The organism is Nesterenkonia aethiopica, assembly GCF_039534665.1.
Taxonomy (GTDB): Bacteria; Actinomycetota; Actinomycetes; order Actinomycetales; family Micrococcaceae; genus Nesterenkonia; species Nesterenkonia aethiopica.
In genome coordinates this window covers 23,754-44,903 of sequence record NZ_BAAAVT010000003.1, presented here as the reverse complement: position 1 = coordinate 44,903, position 21,150 = coordinate 23,754, and the positions used below count along the sequence as shown (strand labels likewise).

At 70.2% G+C, this 21,150-nt stretch carries 17 protein-coding genes; 8 read left to right on the top strand and 9 right to left on the bottom strand.

Going from position 1 to position 21,150, the window contains the following annotated elements; genetic code table 11:
• The first annotated feature begins 58 nt into the window (after positions 1 to 58).
• From ABD658_RS02620 to ABD658_RS02610, 3 genes are all read left to right on the top strand, one after another.
• Positions 59 to 1,918: a beta-N-acetylhexosaminidase gene (locus ABD658_RS02620; RefSeq protein WP_344685183.1), complete on the top strand. Its 1,860-nt coding sequence runs from the start codon at positions 59 to 61 to the stop codon at positions 1,916 to 1,918.
• Between the two features lie 120 nt (positions 1,919 to 2,038).
• The gene (locus tag ABD658_RS02615) at positions 2,039 to 3,187 is read left to right on the top strand and encodes an ABC transporter ATP-binding protein (RefSeq protein WP_344685184.1); all 1,149 of its coding nucleotides are present in this window, start codon (positions 2,039 to 2,041) and stop codon (positions 3,185 to 3,187) included.
• A 124-nt stretch (positions 3,188 to 3,311) separates the two neighbouring features.
• Entirely contained in the window at positions 3,312 to 3,482 is a 171-nt protein-coding gene (locus tag ABD658_RS02610) for a hypothetical protein (protein ID WP_344685186.1), read from the top strand.
• Positions 3,483 to 3,509: 27 nt separating this feature from the next.
• On the opposite strand, the gene ABD658_RS02605 is transcribed toward ABD658_RS02610, so the two are convergent.
• The 6 genes from ABD658_RS02605 to ABD658_RS02580 form a co-directional block, all read right to left on the bottom strand.
• Positions 3,510 to 5,018 carry a mannitol dehydrogenase family protein gene (locus ABD658_RS02605; RefSeq protein ID WP_344685188.1) on the bottom strand — a complete coding sequence of 503 codons (1,509 nt, stop codon included), beginning with the start codon at positions 5,016 to 5,018 and terminating at the stop codon, positions 3,510 to 3,512.
• 43 nt (positions 5,019 to 5,061) lie between these two features.
• Positions 5,062 to 6,837, bottom strand: a complete 1,776-nt coding sequence (gene cydC / locus ABD658_RS02600) for a thiol reductant ABC exporter subunit CydC (protein ID WP_344685190.1) — start codon at positions 6,835 to 6,837, stop codon at positions 5,062 to 5,064.
• On the bottom strand, positions 6,834 to 8,570 hold the full coding sequence (gene cydD / locus ABD658_RS02595; RefSeq protein ID WP_344685193.1) for a thiol reductant ABC exporter subunit CydD: 1,737 nt from the start codon (positions 8,568 to 8,570) through the stop codon (positions 6,834 to 6,836). Before cydD ends, cydC begins: the two co-directional genes overlap by 4 nt.
• A 19-nt stretch (positions 8,571 to 8,589) precedes the next feature.
• A complete protein-coding gene (gene cydB / locus ABD658_RS02590) occupies positions 8,590 to 9,633 on the bottom strand; it encodes a cytochrome d ubiquinol oxidase subunit II (RefSeq protein ID WP_344685195.1) in 1,044 nt (347 codons plus the stop codon).
• Positions 9,634 to 9,646: 13 nt separating this feature from the next.
• Positions 9,647 to 11,059 carry a cytochrome ubiquinol oxidase subunit I gene (locus ABD658_RS02585; RefSeq protein ID WP_344685197.1) on the bottom strand — a complete coding sequence of 471 codons (1,413 nt, stop codon included), beginning with the start codon at positions 11,057 to 11,059 and terminating at the stop codon, positions 9,647 to 9,649.
• A 194-nt stretch (positions 11,060 to 11,253) separates the two neighbouring features.
• A complete protein-coding gene (locus ABD658_RS02580; protein WP_070161830.1) occupies positions 11,254 to 12,228 on the bottom strand; it encodes a sugar-binding transcriptional regulator in 975 nt (324 codons plus the stop codon).
• A 112-nt stretch (positions 12,229 to 12,340) separates the two neighbouring features.
• Here ABD658_RS02580 and ABD658_RS02575 point away from each other — a divergent pair, with 112 nt between their 5' ends.
• The 5 genes from ABD658_RS02575 to ABD658_RS02555 all read left to right on the top strand — a co-directional run bounded on the left by ABD658_RS02575 (position 12,341) and on the right by ABD658_RS02555 (position 16,682).
• The gene (locus tag ABD658_RS02575; protein WP_344685199.1) at positions 12,341 to 13,759 is read left to right on the top strand and encodes an ABC transporter substrate-binding protein; all 1,419 of its coding nucleotides are present in this window, start codon (positions 12,341 to 12,343) and stop codon (positions 13,757 to 13,759) included.
• A 3-nt stretch (positions 13,760 to 13,762) separates the two neighbouring features.
• On the top strand, positions 13,763 to 14,167 hold the full coding sequence (locus ABD658_RS02570; RefSeq protein WP_344743772.1) for a hypothetical protein: 405 nt from the start codon (positions 13,763 to 13,765) through the stop codon (positions 14,165 to 14,167).
• Positions 14,168 to 14,173: 6 nt separating this feature from the next.
• On the top strand, positions 14,174 to 14,752 hold the full coding sequence (locus ABD658_RS02565) for a carbohydrate ABC transporter permease (RefSeq protein WP_344743771.1): 579 nt from the start codon (positions 14,174 to 14,176) through the stop codon (positions 14,750 to 14,752).
• On the top strand, positions 14,749 to 15,609 hold the full coding sequence (locus ABD658_RS02560; protein ID WP_344743770.1) for a carbohydrate ABC transporter permease: 861 nt from the start codon (positions 14,749 to 14,751) through the stop codon (positions 15,607 to 15,609). The genes ABD658_RS02565 and ABD658_RS02560 overlap by 4 nt, the downstream gene beginning before the upstream one ends.
• A gap of 62 nt (positions 15,610 to 15,671) precedes the next feature.
• Positions 15,672 to 16,682 (top strand): NAD(P)-dependent alcohol dehydrogenase, encoded by a 1,011-nt coding sequence (locus ABD658_RS02555; RefSeq protein WP_344685201.1) that lies wholly within the window; start codon positions 15,672 to 15,674, stop codon positions 16,680 to 16,682.
• 38 nt (positions 16,683 to 16,720) lie between these two features.
• Here the strand turns inward: ABD658_RS02555 and ABD658_RS02550 are convergent, their stop codons facing one another.
• The 3 genes from ABD658_RS02550 to ABD658_RS02540 form a co-directional block, all read right to left on the bottom strand.
• Complete coding sequence (locus tag ABD658_RS02550) at positions 16,721 to 17,590, bottom strand: endonuclease domain-containing protein (protein WP_344685203.1); 870 nt, start codon at positions 17,588 to 17,590, stop codon at positions 16,721 to 16,723.
• A 280-nt stretch (positions 17,591 to 17,870) separates the two neighbouring features.
• A complete protein-coding gene (locus tag ABD658_RS02545) occupies positions 17,871 to 20,348 on the bottom strand; it encodes an FtsX-like permease family protein (RefSeq protein WP_344685205.1) in 2,478 nt (825 codons plus the stop codon).
• Positions 20,345 to 21,082 (bottom strand): ABC transporter ATP-binding protein, encoded by a 738-nt coding sequence (locus tag ABD658_RS02540; RefSeq protein ID WP_344685207.1) that lies wholly within the window; start codon positions 21,080 to 21,082, stop codon positions 20,345 to 20,347. The genes ABD658_RS02545 and ABD658_RS02540 overlap by 4 nt, the downstream gene beginning before the upstream one ends.
• Positions 21,083 to 21,150 lie beyond the last annotated feature (68 nt).

The window sequence follows — 21,150 nt, the reverse complement described above, 5'->3', positions numbered from 1 at the left end:
ACGCACCCGTCCTCACTCGACACCCGGCCCTCGCCACCTCAAGAACCCAGGAGCCCCCGTGACGCACACTTCAGTCTTCCCCCGGCCTCGCCAGCTCACTGAGCTCTCCGGTCCGGCCCCTGGCCCTCACGCGGAGGTCCTCGTCTCCCATGACGCCGACCTGCCGCCCCAGGGCTTCCGCCTGGAATACGCTGAGACGGTCCGCATCGCCTATTCCGACGCCGCCGGACTGCGCTATGCCCAACGTGCCCTCGACCAGCTGCGCGGCACCCCGGCGGACCAGCAGCAGGCCGTGCTGATCGAGGACTGGCCCGACATCCGCCGCCGCGGGTTCATGCTCGACGTCAGTCGGGACCGCGTCCCGGAACGCTCGACGCTGCTGCGCCTGGTCCATGTGCTCTCCCTGGCCCGGTACAACCAGTTGGAGCTCTACACGGAGCACAGCTTCACGTACTCGGGACACGAGGAGGTCTGGCAGGACGCCTCACCGCTGACTCCTGAGGATGTCCGCTGGCTCGACGACCTCTGCGCCGCACACGGCATCGAGCTGGTGCCCAACCAGAACACCTTCGGGCACTGGGAGCGTTGGCTGGCCCACGAGCGCTACCTCCCGCGGGCCGAGAACCAGGAACCCCAGGAGTTCGCCGGGCGCCTGCGCCCGCCGTCCACCCTGGCGCCCACAGAGGAGAACGCGGAGTTCGTCACCGAGCTGCTGGAGGAGCTGACGCCTCACTTCAGGTCGGATCGGCTCAACATCGGCGCTGACGAGACCTGGGAACTGGGCACCGGGGTCAGCCGCGAGCAGGCCTCACAGCAGGGGCTGGGCCAGGTCTTCCTGGACTACGTCGCCAGAGTCGCGGCCCCGTGGACCTCGCGGGGCCATCAGGTGGAGTTCTGGTCCGACATCCTGGGCAGCCACCCAGAGCTGATGGACCGGGTTCCGGAGGGCACCGTGCCTGTCGTCTGGCTCTATGACTCTCCCGATCACATCGCCACCGTGATCGACCACATGAGCGAGGCGGAGAGGGGCTTCAACGAGGCGCACGGCGTCGACACGGAGCAGCTGAGGAACTTCACCGCACGTGCGCAGGCGCTCATCGATGCGGGCGTGCCGTTCTGGGTCGCGCCGGGCACGGGCAGCTGGCTGTCCTTCATCGGGCGCCTGGACAACGCGGTGGGCAACATCATCGACGCCGTCGAGACCGCAGGGCGGAACATGGCACCCGGATTCCTCCTCACCAGCTGGGGAGACTGTGGACACTTCGATCCTCTGGTCGTGTCCTATGCGCCCATCCTGTTCGGCGGGGCGGCCAGCTGGCATCTGGAGAGCAACCGCGAGACCTCTGAGCTCCTGGGAGACATTCTGGATCGGCACGTCTTCCAGGACCAGCAGGGCGTGCTGGGGCCTACCCTGGTCCGACTGGGCCGGGTCGCCGGTGAGCTCGACGCCGCCGTCGCCAATTCCAGCCCGCTGTTCCGTGCGGTGCAGCAGCCGGAGGCGCTGGAGGCGCACCAGGTGCCCTCCGTGGAGTGCCTGGATGCCGCTGCAGAGACGATCCACTCGGCGTTGGCCACCCTGGGCTCCTCACGTCCGGCGAGCCTCGAAGGCCCCGTGGTCCTCGAGGAGATCGCCCAGGCGGCTCGTTGGGCGCAGTTCGGCGTCGACGTGCTGCGCAGTGATCTCTTCCGCGGCGGGGCACTCCAGGACTCGGAGGACACCTCTGCGGCCGCTCGCGACGAAGCTCGCAGACTTCTGGATCGCCTGGAGAAGCTCCTCGCGGAGCAGCGCAGAGTCTGGATGCTCTCCTCCCGACCGGGCGGTCTGGACGACAGCATCGACCGGTTCTCTCCCCTGCGGCGCCGGCTCGTCCGTCTCGCTCAGCTGCCGCAGCCGGCCCGTCAGGCGCGGACACTGTGACTCACGTAACGTGATACGATTCACAGCGGCGGGCTCCTCCTGGGAGTGGCCGGCCACTTCATAACACTTTTCACAACGGATCGTCGGGCACGTACCTGCCCGTGAAAGGGAAATATCACCATGGCCTCTGTGACCTATGATGCCGCGAGCCGGATCTACACCCCCGGTGCCCGCCCCGCCATCAATCAGCTCCAGCTGGAGATCGCCGACGGCGAGTTCCTCGTCCTCGTAGGACCCTCCGGCTGCGGAAAGTCCACCGCACTGCGCATGCTCGCCGGCCTCGAGGAGGTCAACGAGGGCCGCATCCTGATCGGCGGTGAGGACGTCTCCCACGTCTCCCCCAAGGACCGCGACATCGCCATGGTCTTCCAGAACTACGCGCTGTACCCGCACATGTCGGTCGCAGAGAACATGGGCTTCGCCCTGAAGATCGCCGGCGTCTCCAAGGAGGAGCGCGCCCAGCGCGTCAAGGAGGCCGCCAAGCTGCTCGACCTGGAGCCCTACCTGGACCGCAAGCCGAAGGCCCTCTCCGGCGGTCAGCGTCAGCGTGTGGCCATGGGCCGCGCGATCGTCCGCTCTCCGAAGGTCTTCCTCATGGACGAGCCGCTGTCCAACCTGGACGCCAAGCTCCGCGTGCAGACCCGCACCCAGATCGCGGCCCTGACCCGCAAGCTCGCCGTCACCACCGTCTACGTGACCCACGACCAGGTCGAGGCCATGACCATGGGTGACCGCGTCTGCGTGCTCAAGGACGGCGTCCTGCAGCAGGTCGACTCCCCGCGCAACCTCTACGACACCCCGGCCAACGTCTTCGTGGCCGGCTTCATCGGCTCCCCGGCGATGAACCTGCTGCAGGTGGAGCACGACGGCGAGGCGATCATCCTCGGCGGAGAGCGCTTCGTGATCCCGGACGGCTCCCTGAAGAAGGCCAGCAGCAACAAGGTCACCCTGGGCGTGCGCCCCGAGGACATCCACGTGGACCCGGAACACGGCCTGCCGATGGTCGTGGACCTGACCGAGGAGCTCGGCGCCGACGCCCACATCTTCGGCACCCCGGAGGGCATCCACACCTTCCAACCGATCGTGGTCCGGGTGGACGGCCGCCGTCCTCCGCTCAAGGGCGACCACGTCAAGGTGGTCCCGCAGATGGACCACATCCACCTCTTCGACGCCGAGACCGGCCTGCGCCTCAACGGCGAGATCCCGGAGAACACCCCGCACGCCCAGCTGGCGGACGTCGAGGCGCTCCAGGACGAAGAGGCCGAATGATCCCAGCGCCGGTGCGTTGAAGGCGCGCTGAGCTGACGCACCGCTGAGGGCGGGTCCCGGATGATCCGGGGCCCGCCCTCAGCGCAGCTCACGGCCTGGTGGCGTCATCCCCTAGGCTGAGCCCATGAAACAGCTGCTCTCCGTGATAGTGACCATCATCCTGGTCATCATCGCCATCCGTGTGGTCCTCTGGATCCTGGGTGCGGCGATGAGTCTGGCCGCCAACCTCATCTTCATCGCGCTGATCGTCGCCGCCGTGATCTGGCTGATCCAAGCGGTGACATCCAAGCGGTGACATCCACACGCTGACGGGCCGGGACCCTCAGCCCACCAGCTTCTCGAGCAGCGCCCTGGTCCCCTGTTCCCGCAGAGTGGTCAGGGCTTCTGCATACGGGCGCGTGAAGGCATCGTGCGCCACCAGATCACCGAAGAGCTCCTCGTCGCGCAGGAAGGCGAGGAGGTCGTCGTCGTGCTGGGCGGCGGCGGCCATGACCCGCTCCCGCAGCCGGTCCACCACGGGCCATTCCTCCCCGTTCTCGCCCACCCCTTCGGCGTAGCGGGCCCAGGAGGCGACGACGGCGGCGCAGGCAGTCACGTCCCGCCCGGCGGCGAGGTTCTCCCGGATCACCGGCACCATCCAGGTGGGGATGCGGTCCGAGGATTCGGCGGCCAGCCGGGCCAGGGTGTCCCGGACGTGTTCGTTGTCGAAGCGGGCGATGAGCTGGTCCTTGTACTGACCGAGGTCGATCCCGGGCACGTCGGGGACGGTCGGTGTCCCTTCGCCGTCCATGTAGTTCTCCCGCGTGAAGCGGACGAGCAGCTCGTCGCGGCAGGCCTCGTGGGCGTAGGTGTGGCCCAGCAGGAGCCCGAAGTAGGCGATCACCTGGTGGCTGCAGTTCAGCAGGCGCAGCTTCATCAGCTCATAGGGTTCGACGTCGTCGACCATCTGCACCCCTGCCTCCTCGAAGGCGGGGCGTCCGGCGGGGAAGCGGTCCTCCAGCACCCACTGCAGGAAGTCCTCGCTGACCACGGGCCAGGCGTCGTCGACGCCGAAGTCTTCAGCGACCTTGGCGCGGTCCGCCTCGGTGGTCACCGGGGTGATCCGGTCCACCATGCAGTTGGGGAAGGCGACGTGCGCCTCGATCCAGGCGGCCAAGTCGGCGTCGCGCAGCCGGGCGAAGGCCAGGATCATGCGTTGCGCGAGGTCGCCGTTGCCGCGGATGTTGTCACAGCTGAGCACAGTGAACGGCTCCGCTCCTGCCTCCCGACGACGGCGCAGGGCCTCGACGATGAAGCCGAAGAGCGTCTCGGGAGCATCCTCTGCTCCCCGCGCCAGATCCCGGGCCACCGCCGGGGTGTCGGCCAGGAACTCCCCGGTGCCGGGGTTGTAGTTGTATCCGCCCTCCGTGACGGTCAGCGAGACGATGCGGATGTCGCTCTCGGTCATCCGCGCCAGGACCGCCTCGGGATCGTCGGGGGCGTAGAGGTACTCGGCGATGGAGCCGATGATCCGGGCGTCGTGGGAACCGTCGGGGGCGGTGGAGACCAGGGTGTAGAGCCCATCCTGGGAGGTCAGCGCGTCACGCATGCGTACGTCGCCGGGCAGCAGCCCCACACCGCACACCGCCCAGCCGACGGCGTGCCCGGCGCCGAAGAGCCGGTCCAGATACAAGGCCTGGTGTGCGCGATGGAACCCGCCGACACCGAAGTGGACGATCCCGACCCGACGGTCCTCCAGCGGATATCCAGGAATGTGGAGCACTTCCCCGGAGGGCGTCTCGCGGCCCAGGTCGGCGACAGTCCGGGCGGACAGAGGCGTGGCATCGGTCATGACGTTCCTTCAGAGACGGGAGGTCGATGTGACCGCCACCATATCAAATGTGTGACTCAATTCGCTCAGATGAGCGGAAGGGCTGAGCCACCGTCAGGTGTCTGTGATGATCCACGAGCTCCTGGGGCACCGGCGCATGAGACATCAGGATCACGCTGCGGGAGCCGTCACTCATCCCCGATCCTGCCGCCGCCCCGAGCAGATCCCGGATGAGCTGGTCCCCCAGCTCGGGGTCCACGTGTGCGGTGGGCTCGTCCAGCACCAGCACCTCTGCCCGGGAGAGCAGCCCGCGGGCCACCGCGATGCGCTGCGCCTGACCGCCGGAGACCAGCGCTCCCTCGCGGCCCACCCGGGTGTCCAGACCGTCACGGGCGCGTGCCCACTCCCCCAGACCGACGGCCTCCAGGGCCTCCCAGAGCTGGCTGTCAGCGCACCTCTCAGGCCCCTCGGGATGGGCGAAGCTCAGATTGGCCCGCACTGTCGCGTCGAACAGGTGCGCCCTCTGCTCGATCAGGCACACCCGACGCCGCACCGCGGCCGGAGACAGCTCACGGATCTCCACACCGTCCAGCCGGCATGAGCCCTCATGCTCCAGCAGCCGCACCAGCGCCTGCGCGAGCGCCGACTTTCCTGACCCGCTGGGGCCGGTGACCAGCGCCCGCTCCCCGGGCGCCAGCCGCAGATCCACCGGCCCCGCCGTCGCCGCCTGCTGCCCCGGCCAGCGGACCGTCACCCCCTCGAGCTCCAGCAGGACGCCGACGGCGGGGGGCGCACCAGCCACAGCCACCGCACCGGCGTCGTCGCCATCGTCGTCGCCGTCGTCGGCAGGGATCTCCTCCGGCCGGGACTGCTCGGTGAGCTCCGCGATGCGCGCCGCCGAGGCGCGCACCCGCCGTCGGGCGGACCAGGCGGCCGGCACCGCGGCCGCGACCTCGAAGACCGCCAGCGGCACCAGAGCCAGCACCGCCAGCACCGGGCCGTCCACCGTTCCGGGACTGAGCACGAACTCCGGCCCCAAAGGAGCGCTGGGCTGCAGCCCCGGGACGGCCAGCAGCAGCATCGCCAGTACGGCGGCGCCGGTCAGCCCCGTCAGCACCGCGGAGACGACGCCGGCACCGGCGGAGGCGCGCAGCTCGGCGGTCCGCAGCGTCGCGTCGGCCCGCTCCACCCGCCGGATATGCTCGTCGGCGGCACCGTAGGCCAGCAGCACCTCCACATCGGTGGCCAGATCCGCGACCTCATCGGCCAGCTGCCCCCGCAGCGCGGCGGTGCGCCGCTCCGCGGACCCGCTGATCCGGGCGTTGAGCCAGGTCCCGGCCACCAGGGCGAGCGCCAGCAGCACTGCGAGCGCCGCCGCCGCCGACGGGGAGAACCACGCCAGCCCGGCCAGGGTCGCCAGGACCACCACGCCGGAGGAGACCAGCGGCTGGATGACGCGGGTGGGCAGGTCCAGCAGCTGGTCCACATCGCGGACCAGCCGGGAGAGCAGGTCCCCGCGTCCGCGGTCGGCCAGACCGGCCGGGGCCAGCGGCATCAGCCGTTCCACCAGGCCTACCCGCAGCGTGCTCAGCGTGCGGAAGGCGGCGTCGTGGGAGCTCAGCCGCTCCAGGTAGCGGAAGAACGCCCGGGACAGGGCGAAGGCCCGCACGCCCACCACCAGCAGACCCAGGTAGAGGATGGGCGGCTGCTCCGCGGCCCGCGTGATCAGGTACGCCGAGAGCCCCAGCAGCAGCACCGCGCTGAGTCCGGACAGCGCCCCCAGCGCCACACCGGGCGCCAGGCTGCGCCACCTGGGACGGGCCAGGGCGAGAATGCTCATCGCAGCGCCTCCTGCCGCGCGTCGGTGAGCCGATGCACGGCATCGGCGGCCTCCAGCACAGCGGGCCGGTGGCTGATCACCAGGACGATGCGTCCGGCGTCGGCCTCGGCCCGCAGCAGGTCGATCAGCCGCCGCTCCGCATCCTCGTCCAGGGCGGCGGTGGGCTCGTCCAACAGCAGCACCGGGCAGCGCCGGACCCGGGCCCGGTGGACCGCCCGGGCCACCGCCACGCGGTGCGCCTGTCCGCCCGAGAGCCCGCTGCCGTGGACACCGAGGCGATGGTCCAGGGACAGGCCGTCCAGCCCGAGCATGTCGAGGATCTCTCGAGCCTGGTCACGGTCCGGGCCCCGCTCACCGAGGGCGATGTTCTCCCCCACCGTGCCGGCCCGCAGGCCGTGCCGCTGACCGGTCCAGGCGACGTCGTCACGGCTGGGCCGCCGTTCGGCGCCGTCCACCGCGCGCACGGTGATCTCCCCGATGTGGTCCACCAGCCCGAGGACGGCAGCGGCCAGCGTGGACTTCCCCACCCCCGACGGTCCGGCGAGCGCGGTGATCCGGCCCGATTCAGCAGTGAGGCTCACGCGGTCGAGGCGGAGAGTCTCACCGCGCCCCACCTGGACGTCCCGGCATGCCAGCGCCGCAGCAGACGGCGGCCCCTCGCCCGAGACTGGCTCGGCATCGACCACCGGCTCGGCCCGCCGCTCGGCCTCCAGCAACGTGAAGATCTCCTCGGCGGCGGCGATGCCGTCGGCGGCCGCGTGATACTGGGCGCCGACCTGCCGCAGCGGCGCGTAGGCCTCCGGGACGATGAGCAGCACGAACAGCCCCACGAAGAGCCCCAGCTCGCCGTCGATCAGCCGCACACCCACCGAGACCGCCACCAGCGCCACCGAGAGGCTGGCGGCCAGCTCCAGCACGAACCCGGAGAGGAAGCTGACCCGCAGCACCCGCATCGTCGCGCCGCGATGCTGGTCGGTGAGCCGACGCAGGTTCTGCCGCTGCCGGTGCTGCCGGTTGAAGATCTTCAGCGTGGCGAGCCCCTCCACCAGGTCCAGGTAGGCGGTGCCCAGGCGGTCCAGTCGGCGGCGCTGCTGCTGCTGCGCGGACTGGGTGGACCAGCCCACCAGCACCATGAACACCGGCACCAGCGGCATCGTCAGCGCCACGATCACCGCCGTGGTCAGATCCTGGGTGGCCAGCACGCCCAGCAGGATCGGCACCGCCAGGACGGTGAGCACCAGCTGCGGCAGGTACCGCGAGAAGTAGGAGTCCAGGGCGTCCAGCCCGGAGCCCAGCACGGTGACCGCCTGAGCCGGGCCAGCTGAGCCGCCGCCAGCAGAGCCGCCGCCGTCGTGGCACCCGTGCACCAGCGCCTCTGCGGCCTGACGGCGCAGCTGGGACTTTACCCGTGCCGCCGCCCGCGCCGCCACCGCCTCCATCGCCCAGGAGACCCCCGCGCGAGCGAGCGTCACCACCGCCAAGCCGCCCAGCAGCGGGGCCACCGAGACCAGCAGCGCGGTCCCGGAGGGAGGCTCGGCCACCACCAGCTGCTCGGGCACCCAGTCCCCGGGCAGCACCCCGACGGCGGCGATCACCGTGGTCAGCACCCCCGCCAACAGCCCGGCGAAGGCCAGCACCAGCAGCACCTGGGTCAGCCCCAGCGCCACGGCCAGCACCAGGAACCCGCGGGCGGCGCGGGCGTGACGGAGCAGGCGGGGGTCCAGAGGCTTCATGGCACTCGTCTCCCGGCCCTCAGTGCGCCCCAGCGGGGATGTGGTCGCGCGTCAGGCGCCGGCGGAACACCCAGTAGGTCCAGATCTGATAGCCGATCACCAGCGGGGTGACCACCAGGGCCACCCAGAACATCACGGTGAGCGTGTAATCGGTGGAGCTGGCGTTGACGATGGTCAGCCCGCCCTCCCCGGAGGTGGACGGCAGCACATGCGGGAACAGGGACAGGAACAGCGTCACCACGGCCAGCCCGACCGTGGCCGCCATCGCGCCGAAGGCCAGGCCCTCACGGCCGACGGCGTTGGCCACCAGGGCGGCCACCATCGCCAGGGCCGCACCGACGGCGGCCATCAGGGCCGGCAGCGGCTGCCCCGAGAAGGTCTCCAGGTTCAGCGTCCACGCCAGGAACGCGACGGCGGCCACCGCCGCGGGCACCCCGGCGACCGCCGCGAGCCGACGCGCCCGCCCGCGGATATCGCCGTCGGTCTTCAGCGCGATGAACACTGCTCCGTGGACCAGGCACAGCAGGGTCAGGGTGACCCCGCCCAGCACGGCATACGGGGTGATCAGGTCCAGCAGGGACGCGGTGACGTTGTGGTCGGCGTCCATGGGCAGCCCGCGGACCACGTTGGCGAAGATCAGGCCCCACAGGAAGGCAGGCAGCACCGAGCCGATGATGATCATCCGGTCGAAGGCCCGCGTCCACTGCGGGTGCTTGCGCTGATGCCGGTACTCGAAGCTCACCCCGCGGGCGATCAGCGCCAGCAGGATCAGCAGCAGCGGCAGGTAGAACCCGGAGAACAGGGAGGCGTACCACTCGGGGAAGGCGGCGAAGAGCACCGCCCCGGCCACGATCACCCAGGTCTCGTTGAGGTCCCAGACCGGCCCGATGGTGTTGATCATGACCCGGCGGTCGGTGTCGTCGCGTCCCAGCAGCGGCAGGGACATGCCCACGCCGAAGTCGAAGCCGTCGAGCACGAAGTAGCCGACGAAGAAGAACGCGACCAGCACGAACCAGATCGTGGGGAGGTCGAACTGCGCGGGGTTCAGCAGGGCGAGGTCCATGGCGGGCTCCTGATCAGTACACGACGGCGAGGTCGTCGGAATCGGCGTCGACGTCGTCGTCCAGCTCGGGCGGACCCTCCTGGGCGGCCTTGAGGATGAGCTTGAACTCGACGACGGCGAGAATCCCGTAGATGAGCGTGAAGGCGGCCAGGGAGATCGCCACGTCCAGGCCGGAGACGTTCGGGGACACGGCGGCCTCGGTCTTCATCAGCCCGAAGACGATCCATGGCTGGCGGCCCATCTCGGTGAAGATCCAGCCCACCAGGGAGGCGAGCAGCGGCAGCGGGGCGGCCCAGATGAAGATCCGCCACATCAGCTGCTCCTGACGGGCCGGCAGCTGCCGGGCGTTCTTCCGGGTCAGCCACAGTCCCACCAGGGAGATCAGGGCGGAGACCGCCCCAAGCCCGATCATCCAGCGGAAGGCCCAGTAGGTGACCCAGATCAGCGGGGTGTAGTCGCCGGGGCCGAACTGGGCGACGTACTGGGCCTGCAGATCGTTGATGCCCTCGACCTCGCCGTCGAGCGTGTGGGTGGACAGCAGGGAGAGCAGGTACGGGATGCGGATGGAGAACAGCTCGGAGGCGCCGTCGGGAGTGCCGAGCGTGAAGATCGAGAAGCTCGCCGCATTCGTGGTCTCGTAGAGCCCCTCGGCGGCGGCCATCTTCATGGGCTGGGCGTCCACCATCGCCAGGGACAGCTGATCCCCGGAGACCCCGACGCCCAGGAAGGCCAGCACATTGGCCCAGAGCCCGGTCTTCAGCGCCGGGCGCATCGTCTCTGTGTGCTGGCCGCGGCGCAGGTGCCAGGCGGCGACGGCGATCATCACCGTGGCGGCGAACATGATGGCCGCGAAGATGGTGTGCGGGAAGGCCGCCAGCACCACCGGGTTGCTGAGCACCTCCCAGAGGCTGGTGAGCTCGGCGCGTCCCCGCTCCATGTTGAAGGTGTAGCCGACCGGGTTCTGCATGAAGGCGTTGGCGGCCAGGATGAAGTAGGCCGAGAGCGTGCTGGCGATGAACACGGTCCAGATGCAGGCCAGATGCGCCAGCCGGGGGATGCGGCCCCAGCCGAAGATCCACAGGCCGATGAAGGTCGCCTCGAAGAAGAACGCGGCCAGACCCTCGATGGCCAGCGGGGCGCCGAAGACGTCTCCGACGAAGCGCGAGTACTCGGACCAGTTCATGCCGAACTGGAACTCCTGGACGATGCCGGTGACCACGCCCATGGCGAAGTTGATCAGGAAGATCTTGCCGAACAGCTTGGTCAGCTTCAGGTACTTGACGTCGTCGGTGCGGTGCCAGGCCGTCTGCATGATGGCGGCCATCAGCGCCATCCCGATGGTCAGCGGGACGAACAGGAAGTGATAGAGCGTGGTCAGTCCGAACTGCCAGCGCGCCAGGGACAGGGGGTCGAAGAGTTCTTCCACGGGGCACTCACCAGGGCTCTTGAGAAGGGCCGCGTCACGCGCAGGCAGTGCCGACGTCGGCGCTCAGCGCCGGGCCGGACCGGCCGTCGTGGCGTGGAGGGAGCCGTCCTCGCGACCCGCCTCCCTGTGAATTCTACAGCGTGTAGAAAACTTTTCTACAACTTGTAGAAGTATGACCTTGGCGGCTCAGGAGCTCAGCCCAGGGCGTCCAGCTGCTCAGCCGCCAGCAGGTCCATCAGCTGATCCGCCAGCTCCGCGGAGATCACCAAGTCATCCACGAAGCCGCCGCGTGCCGCGGCCAGCACCGCCTCCGGATACCCGACCGCGGGCGCGACGGCGAGCACCCGCGTGCGGCGCAGCTGGGCCGGCGTCACCCCGATCACCCGCTCCTCCATGCCGGTGCGCGCCACCCGACCCTGGGCGTCCAACAGGATGCCCGAGCACTCGGCGATCGCCCCGGCGTCGCGCGCCCGCTGCTTCTCCTCATCGCTGACTCGGGCCCAGACCGTGGAGATCCCCGCATCCCAGGCACCGATGGCGATCACCGCGACGTCGAGCTCATCAGCCGCATCCAAGGCGGAGCGCACCTCCGAGGAGGCGCGCAGGGCTGCGGCCACTTCGGGGGACTCCACGATCAGCGGAGTCGGCAGCGGCCAGACCTGGCCACCGGCCCGCGCCCCCAGCCGGTGCACCAGGGCGGCCGAGTCCCCCGTGGTGGAGCCCGGCGCGCTGACCGGCCCCACCAGCTGGACGACGTCGACCTTGGGCAGCTCCCCGAGATGCTCGGGCAGGTGCATCAGCGTCCTGGACCAGGCCACACCCAGGCGGGCGTCGTCGTGGAGCCGACGCGGCAGCAGGTCGGCGACCTGGCGAGCCAGCGCCGAGCGCAGAGTCTCATCTGAGCGCTGCGCCACCACGGTGACGGTGGAGACCCCCAGGGCGCGGGCGAGATCGTCATGCTCGGCGCCGGCGTCGGACGGGTTGACGATCGTGATGCGCACTATCCCCTCATCCCGCGCCTGGTCCAGCAGACGGGCGATCTGGAAGCGCGAGAGCTCGTGGCGGCGAGCCATCTCCACCTTCGAGAGCCCCTCCAGGTAGTACTCCGTGGCGAGCTCGGCCAGGAGCCCCAGATGGCTCCGCTCGGACTGCGGATCGGTGGTCATCATGCCTCCCATGCTTGCTCATTCGAGCATATATGACTAAAGTCACGTATCACATGAGCGCTAGATCACACTCATATGAGCGCACCCATCGAATCTCTCGCGAGGAACAGACTCCATGACACCCCACGCGACATCCCCCACCGCCGTCCCGGCTGAACCACGGGGCGGGCCCCACCCCAGCCGCCGCGCGCTCCTTGGAGCAGGACTCGGCGCCGGCCTCACCGCCGCCACGTTCGGCCTCAGCGGCTGCGCCACCACCCGGTCCTCCGCGGGCACCCGGGAGAGCATCGTCGTCGCCATCGTCTCCAACCCGCAGATGCAGGACGCGATGGGGCTGATCGACCACTTCCGTGCCGCCCACCCCGACGTCGACGTCCGCTTCGTCTCCCTGCCGGAGAACGAGGCCCGGGCCAAGATCACCGCCTCAGTGGCCTCCGGAGGCGGCGAGTTCGACGTCGTGATGATCTCCAACTACGAGACCCCCATGTGGGCCGCCAACGGCTGGCTCACCGACCTGGACCCCTACATCGCCGAGACCGACCGCTACGACGCCGACGACTTCATCCCCACCATCAAGGAGGCGCTCTCCCACGAGGGCCGCCAGTACTCGGTGCCCTTCTACGGGGAGAGCTCCTTCCTGGTCTACCGCCGAGACCTCTTCCAGCAGGCCGGACTCCAGATGCCCCGGCAGCCCACCTGGGACCAGGTCCGCGAGTTCGCCGCCGCCCTCCATGCCCCCGAGGACGGCGTCTCCGGCATCGCCCTGCGCGGGCTGGCCGGATGGGGCGAGGTCCTGGCCCCGCTGAACACCGTGATCAACACCTTCGGCGGCCGCTGGTTCGACCCGGACTGGCGCCCCATGCTCGACACCCCCGAGGTCGAGGCGGCCGTGAGCACCTACGTGGACACCGTCCGCACCTGGGGACAGCCCGGTGCCGCCACCTCCGGATTCGGCGACTGCCTCACCCGCGTCAGCCAGGGCGACGCCGCCATGTGGTACGACGCCTCCTCCATGGTCTCCGGCATCGAGAACCCGGCCTCCTCCACCGTGGTGGGCGACGTCGACTACGCCCTGGCCCCCGTGGTGGAGACCGACGACGCCGGCTGGCTCTACGCCTGGAGCCTCGCCATTCCGGAGAGCAGCCGGCACAAGCAGGCCGCCTGGGACTTCATCGCCTGGATGACCCACCCCGACTACTTCCGGCTCGTGGGCGAGGAGCTCAGCTGGGAGGCCCTGCCGCCCGGTTCACGGCTGTCCACCTATGAGATCCCCGAGTACGCCGAGCTCGCCGAGAACTACGCCGAACCCACCCTGCACTCCATGGATCGCGCCACCCAGGAGAACTGCATGGTCCACGAAGTCCCCTATCCGGGGCTGCAGTTCGTCGGCATCCCCGAGTTCCAGGACCTCGGCACCCGAGTCGGCCAGCAGATCTCCGCGGCCGTGGCCGGACGGCAGAGCGTCGCCGACGCCCTGCGCCAGTCCCAGACCTTCGCCGAATCCGTCGCCCGCACCTACGGATGGGAGGGATGAGCCATGAGCGTCCCCACTGACACCCGCACCGACACCTCCAGCACGTCGCGCCCCGGAGCCTCGTCAGGCCGGGCAGGTCCGGCAGGACACGACCACCGCACCGCCCGCGCCGCCGCACGGGCCGAGGCTCGCCGGCGTCGGCTCCCTCTGCTGCCGGCCCTGCTGTTCGTCATCGTCTGCACTCAGGTGCCGTTCCTGCTGACCATCTGGTACTCGCTGCGCTCCCGGAACCTGCTGCGCCCCGAAGGCGACCAGTTCGTGGGCCTGCAGAACTTCGCCGACCTCTTCATCGACTCCACGTTCCGCACCGCGGCGCTGAACTCCGTGCTCATCACCCTGGGCTGTGTGGCCGTCTCCGTGCTGCTCGGGCTCGGCCTCGCCCTGCTGTTGGACCGCGATTTCGCCTGACGCGGCGTGGTGCGCACCCTGCTGATCACCCCGTTCCTCATCATGCCGGTGGCCGGAGCCATGCTGTGGAGCATCTCCCTGTTCAACCCCACCTACGGCCTGGTGAACTGGCTGATCGGACTCATCGGGCTCGGTCCGGTGGACTGGACCTCCCAGCACCCGATCTTCTCCATCCTGGTGGCGCTGGTCTGGCAGTGGACCCCGTTCATGATGCTGCTCCTGCTGGCCGGGCTGCAGTCCCAGTCCAAGGACGTCCTCGAAGCCGCCTCCATCGACGGCGCCGGGCCGCTGAAGACCTTCCTGTTCGTCACCCTGCCGCACCTGCGGTTCTACCTGGAGCTCTCCGTGCTGCTGGGGGCGATCTACGTGGTCAACACCTTCGACCACATCTACCTGATGACCGCAGGCGGGCCCGGCACCGCGAGCGCGAACCTGCCCTTCTACATCTACCAGCGGGCCTTCCTCGGCTTCGACATCGGACAGTCCGCCGCCATGGGTGTGGTCACCGTGATCGCCACCATCGTCATCTCCCTGCTGGCCCTGCGGCTGATCCTCCGCAGCATCAACTCCAAGGAGCAGTCATGACCGTCGCCGCCGAGACCACGACCGCAGGCCGGACCCGGGCCGGACGGCACGCCGTCGTCGGGAAGCTGTTGACCGGGCTGGCCTGGTTTGCGGCGTTCATCTTCTTCGCCCCGGTGCTGTGGATGCTGCTGACCAGCATCAAGCAGGAGTCCGACGCCGCCTCCTCACCGCCGAGCTTCCTGTTCAGCCCGACCCTGGACCAGTACCGGGCCGTCTTCACCTCCGAGGCCGGGGCGTACTTCCTGAACTCAGTGATCGCCACCGCGGTGTCCACCCTGCTGGTGCTGGCCCTGGCGGTGCCGGCCGCCTACGCGCTGAGCATCCGGCCGGTGAAGCGCACCCAGGACGTGCTGTTCTTCTTCATCTCCACCAAGATGCTGCCGGTGGTCGCGGTGATCATGCCGATCTACGTGATCGCCGGGCAGATCCGGATGCTGGACAACATCGTCACGCTGATCATCCTCTACACGGCCATGAACCTGCCGATCGCGGTGTGGATGATGCGTTCCTTCTTCCTGGAGGTGCCCGGCGAGGTGCTTGAGGCAGCCTCCATGGACGGGGCCTCGCTGATGCTGACGATGCGCCGGGTGCTGATCCCCATGGTGAGCCCCGGCATCGCCGCCACCGCCCTGATCTGCGTGATCTTCGCCTGGAACGAGTTCTTCTTCGCCCTGAACCTCACCGCCGCGAACGCCGCCACCGTGCCGATCTACCTGATGAGCACCATGACCTCGGAGGAGCAGTTCCTCGCCCAGCTCTCCGCGGCCTCGGTGCTGGCCTCGCTGCCGGTGGTGCTGGCCGGCTGGTTCGCCCAGAAGCAGCTGGTCCGCGGCCTGTCGATGGGCGCCGTGAAATGAGCCGACCGCGCTCCGCAGCCCCGACGTCCGCCCCCTCCCCCTCAGGCAGAGAGGACCCCACGATGACCCCCACCATGCGTGCCGCCGTGCTGCAGGCCCCCGGCGAGATCACCGTGGAGGAGCGGCCCGTCCCGCTCCCGAACCCCGGGGACGTGCTGGTGCGGGTCACCGCCGTGGGCATCTGCGGCTCCGACGTCCACTACTACCGGGAGGGGAGGATCGGGCCCTTCGTGGTGGAGGAGCCGCTCGTGCTCGGCCATGAGAGCGCCGGCGTCGTGGCCGCCGTCGGGGACGGCGTGGACGCCTCCCGGATCGGCGAGCGTGTCTCGGTGGAGCCGCAGCGCATCGACTGGTCCTCCACCCAGGCCCGCGCCGGGCGGTACAACCTGGACCCGCAGGTGCAGTTCTTCGCCACCCCGCCCGTGGACGGCGCCTTCGCCGAGTACGTGACGATCCCGGCGATGTTCGCCCACCGGCTGCCGGAGGGGATCTCCGACGAGGCCGGCGCCCTGCTGGAGCCGCTGTCGGTGGCGGTGGCCGCTGCGCAGAAGTCCCGCCTCGGCGTCGGGGATCACGTGCTGGTCACCGGGGCCGGTCCCATCGGGCTGATCCTCACCCAGGTGGCCCGGGCCCTCGGAGCCGCCGAGGTGACCGTGACCGATGTGTCCCCGGAGCGGCTGAGCCTGGCGGAGGAGCACGGGGCCACCGCTACGCTCGACGCCGGCACGGACCTGTCCGGGCTGAGGGCCGACGTGCTGCTGGAGGCCTCCGGGGCGCCGTCGGCGATCCACGCGGGGCTGCGCGCGCTGGGTCCGGCCGGGCGCGCGGTGCTGATCGGCATGGGCGCCGATGACGTGACCATCCCGCTGTCCGCGGTGCAGAACCGGGAGCTGGAGGTCACCGGGGTGTTCCGCTACGCCAACACCTGGCCGACGGCGATCGAGCTGGTGCGCTCCGGCCGCGTGGACCTGGACCGGCTCATCACGGGACGCTTCAGCCTGGAACAGACCGCCGAGGCGCTGGAGGCCGCGGCGGACCCGCGCACGCTGAAGGCGATCGTGCACCCGTCCTGATGCGTTGCCTCTGCGGTTCGGGCCCTTTTGAGCCCGCGTCACGCTTGAAAAGGGCCCAAACCGCGGAGACTACGCTCACGAGCAAGCCGGATCCGCTCCACCACTCGGACGAACCCCTCTCGGAGATCCTCGGAGTTCGCCAGGATGACGGTCCACCCGGCACGCTCGAACGCATGGTTCCGGCGCTGGTCGCGGGCCTGCTGAGCCGCGCTGAAGTGCGTACCGCCGTCGTACTGGATGACGATCTTCAGCTCTGGGTAGCCGAGGTCGCCCGGGTAGGGGCTCCCCGGCGTGGGGCGCACCTGAAGCATCGGCTCAGGCAGGCCCGTGTCCTGGATCGCCAGCCGCAGCAGCGTCTCCGGCCGCGAATCCGCCCCTACTCGGACTCTCTCGACGGCCCGACGCCCCTTCACGATGCCCTTGGTCTTCCTGTGCGCCGCCACGAGATCCGCCAGGGATTCTCGAGTCTCCCACGGCTGATCGCGCCCCTCGAGTTCCGGGTACGGACTCCGGACGAGCTGATCACCGAGGGCGACCAGTTCGCGCTCCGGGAGACGACCCATCAGGTCGAAGAAGATCCGTGCGGGACGGCTGACCCACAGGGCGCCGTGCCGAACGACTTCACCCTCTTCGGCGACCACCATGTGCGGAACGAGTCCGGCCACTCGCTCCGCCCCCGTCGAATGCCCCCGTCGGCTGAGATGGACGATGCCCGGCTCATCGGCCCAAGACGGCAGGTGAAGTCCGAAGATGCGTGCCGCTGTCGAATGACTGAACCACGTGGATCGGTACTCCTCCTGCACCGTCTTCAGCAGCCGAAACCACTCGGGGCTCCCAGCGTCAGGGATCGGAGCCGTCAGAGGCTCGACGTCGGCAGAGCCGACCCATTCATACAGTCCACGGCCCACGCGTCGCATGTCTCGGGCACGAAGCCGCTTCGGAGGGACCCCCAGCGCTTCGGCCTGACGTCTAGAGAAGACACCGTCTCGCAGCTGCGGGGGCAGAGGACGCGGCGTCTTCATGGCTCTCAGCCTGCCCGATCACGCCGCCCCGTGTCCGCCTCCATGGGCACCCTGTGGAAAACTGCTTTCCGACCAGATTGCCTCCGCGGTTTGGGCCCTTATGAGCCCGCATCAGACCTGAAAAGGGCCCAAACCGCGGAGGCAACGCAGGCGCAGCAGAGGAGGGCTACTCCTGGGAGAGGCCCGCCGCGGGCTGGGTCCTCCCCAGAGCGCGAGCCGGCAGCGCGGAGGCGACGACGGCGGCGGCCAGCGCCGCTGCGGCGATCAGCCCCAACCGGCCCCAGGGGACCGCGAGCGCGACACCCATGACGTCCTCGGCCACCAGGGAGGTCACCCCGGCCCAGCCGAAGAACACGCCCAGTCCGCCGCCGAGCAGCAGCGCGACCACAGCCATGAGCACCGCCTCGGTGGACACCAGACGACGCACCCCGCCGCGGCTCAGGCCCAGCGCCCGCAGAAGGGCGGCCTCGCGGCGCCGCTCGAACACCGAGAGCGCCAGCGTGTTGGACACCCCGATCACTGCGACCACCACGGAGGCGGCCAGCAGGATCAGCACCACCAGCAGCACCGTGTCGATCACTCCGGAGATCGAGGCCCGGGACAGGGCCGCCTCCACCGTGGCCGGCGTCTCCTCCCCCGCCACATCGGTCAGCGTGCCGCTGACCTGCATCACCTCATCCACCGTGGCGGTGTCGCTGAAGCGCATCCAGGTCTGCCCCTCGGCCTCCTGCAGATCCCAGCCGGCGGCGGAGCTGACCACCACGGTGCCGGAGGGCAGCCATCCGGCCATCTCGCCCTGGACCTGCAGCGGCTCCTCGCCGGCGGCCTTCAGCGTCACCGTCGCCGTCTCGCCCCACTGCGCCACCGGCTGCTCGCCTTCGTAGAAGGAGGCCGAGAGCAGGGCCTGTCCCGGCTCGGGCAGCAGGTCGTCGCGCCGCGCGATCCCGGCCACCGTCTCGGTGGAGGCGGCGACCACCTGGGCCGGGGCCTCCGTGCCGTCCTCAGCGGTCACCTCGGCAGGCTCCCCCGGCACCGTGGCGGAGCCGGTCACGGCGTCTTCGGCGTCCACCGCGGCGCCGACGTCCGTGGAGGCCACCGCGGCGTCCACCGGGTAGCGGTCGGCCTGCTCCTCATCCAGGGAACGCTGCGCGGTGGCGGCCCCCACCGTCATGGTGACCACCAGGGTGACGCCGATCAGCAGCGCCGAGGTGGTGGTGGTCAGTCGCCCCGGCGTCTGCCGGGCGTTCTGCGCCACCAGCCGGGGCACCTCTCCGCCAGTGATCCGTGCCAGCAGCAGCCCCAGACCGCGCACCACGGCGGGCACGATCGCCCGAGCCGCGAGCAGCACGCCCAGGAACCCGAGTGTTGCACCGGCCACCCCCAGCAGCGGGCTGGTCAGCGCCGCCGCGGCCGCCACCGATCCCAGGCCCAGCACCGCCAGCACGGCGCCGATCGTGGTCCGCACCCGCGGCACCCCGCCCTCGGCGGGGGCGACGTCCGCGGGCCGCAGCGCCTGCATGGGTGAGGTCCGCCCGGCCCGCAGCGCGGGGAACAGGCTGGCGGCTGCCGTCACCACGGTGCCCAGCGCGAGACCCATGACGACGGCGACGGCGGTGAGACGCACCGACGCGAAGTCCTCCAGCCACAGCGCCTGGGCCGCGGTGCCGAGCCCATAGGCGGCCCCGTAGCCCAGCACGACGCCGACGGCGGAGCCGACGATGCCGAGCAGCGCGCCTTCGGTGAGGGTCGCCTGCTTCAGCTGTCGGGCGGTGGCGCCCACGGCGCGCAGCAGCGCCAGCGTGGACATCCGGGAGGCCACCAGGACCCCGAAGGTGTTGGTGATGACCAGACCGGCCACGAAGACGGCGATCGCACCGAAGCCCAGCCCGATGGTCACCAGGATGTCGCTGGTGCCGGAGAGGTCCTCCAGCCAGGCCTCCACGATCTCCTCATGCGTGAGCACCGAGGCCTCAGGGGCGAGCTCCAGGATCTGATCCTGGACGATCCGCTGGGCGCCGGCATCGCCATGCAGCGTGTCGGCCAGCACCACCCGGATGGACTCCGGGAAGGCCTCCTCCGGGAAGGCGTCCATGCCGGCGGACGAGACGAAGGCGGATCCGGCGCGCTGGATGCCGCTGATCAGGCCCACCACGGTGTAGGGATCCCCGGCGTCGCCAGTTGCGGGATCCTCAGGTGTCACAGCATCGCCCACCGTGAGGTCATAGGCGTCGGCAAACTGCTCCGTGACGGTGATCTCATCGGCCGCCTCGGCCGCCCGTCCCTCGGGGAACTCCACCGGCAGATGCTCGGGCAGCTCGGAGACGCCCAGGAAGCCGTCCCGGCCCCCGATCTCGGCCGGGGCGAAGGCGCTGCGGATCAGCTGGGCATCCCCGACGTCGTCGAGGTCCTGGACCTGTTCGGCCAGGGCCGCGGGCGCCTCCGGGTCGTCCACCAGGCCTGAGACCTCCACCATCAGGTCCGCCCCGGCGGCCTCCGCCTCCGCCTGGGACTCCATCGTGCGGCTGAAGGCGTCGACCATCAGCAGCGAGGTGACCACGAAGGCCACCGCCACGGCGATGGCGGCACCCGCCGCGAACAGCCGGGTGCCGCCGGAGCGCAGGTTCGCGCGCAGCACGGGGTTCATCGGCCCACCTCGATCATCGCGGCGGCCAGCTGCTCGGCGGTGGGCGCCTCCAGGGTGTCCACCAGCCGGCCGTCAGCCAGCAGGACGGTCCGGTCGGCGCGTGCGGCGGCGCCGGCGTCGTGGGTGACCATGATGACGGTCTGGCCGAACTCGTCGACGGCGGCGCGCAGCAGGTCCAGCACCTCCGCCCCGGCGGCCTGGTCCAGGTTGCCGGTGGGCTCGTCGGCGAAGATCACGTCCGGGCGGGAGACCAGCGCGCGGGCCACGGCCACGCGCTGCTGCTGGCCGCCGGAGAGCTCGAAGGGCCGGTGGTGGAGTCGCCCGGTCAGACCCAGTCGCTCGACCACCACCCCCACGAAGGACCGGTCCACACTGGTGCGCCTCAGGCGGGAGGGCAGCAGGATGTTCTCCTCGGCGGTCATCGAGGGAACCAGGTTGTAGGCCTGGAAGATGAATCCGATGCGCTCCCGGCGCACACGGGTCAGTCGCCGGTCGTCCAGCCCGGTGAGCTCCACGTCGCCGACGATCACACTGCCGCCGTCGGGGGCGTCGAGTCCGGCCAGCACGTGCATCAGGGTGGACTTCCCGGAGCCGGACGGGCCCATCACGGCGGTGAATCGGGCGGCGGGGATCTCCAGGCTGAGGCGCTTCAGCGGCCGGACGGCGGCGTCCCCCGTGCCGTAGGTCTTGATCAGGTCGGTCGCCTTCACGGCGACGGCAGATGTGTGCGTCATGGGATCCACGGTACGGTCGCCCCAGGTCAGCCCACATCGGAGCAGAGGATGGTCTCGGCCTCATCCTG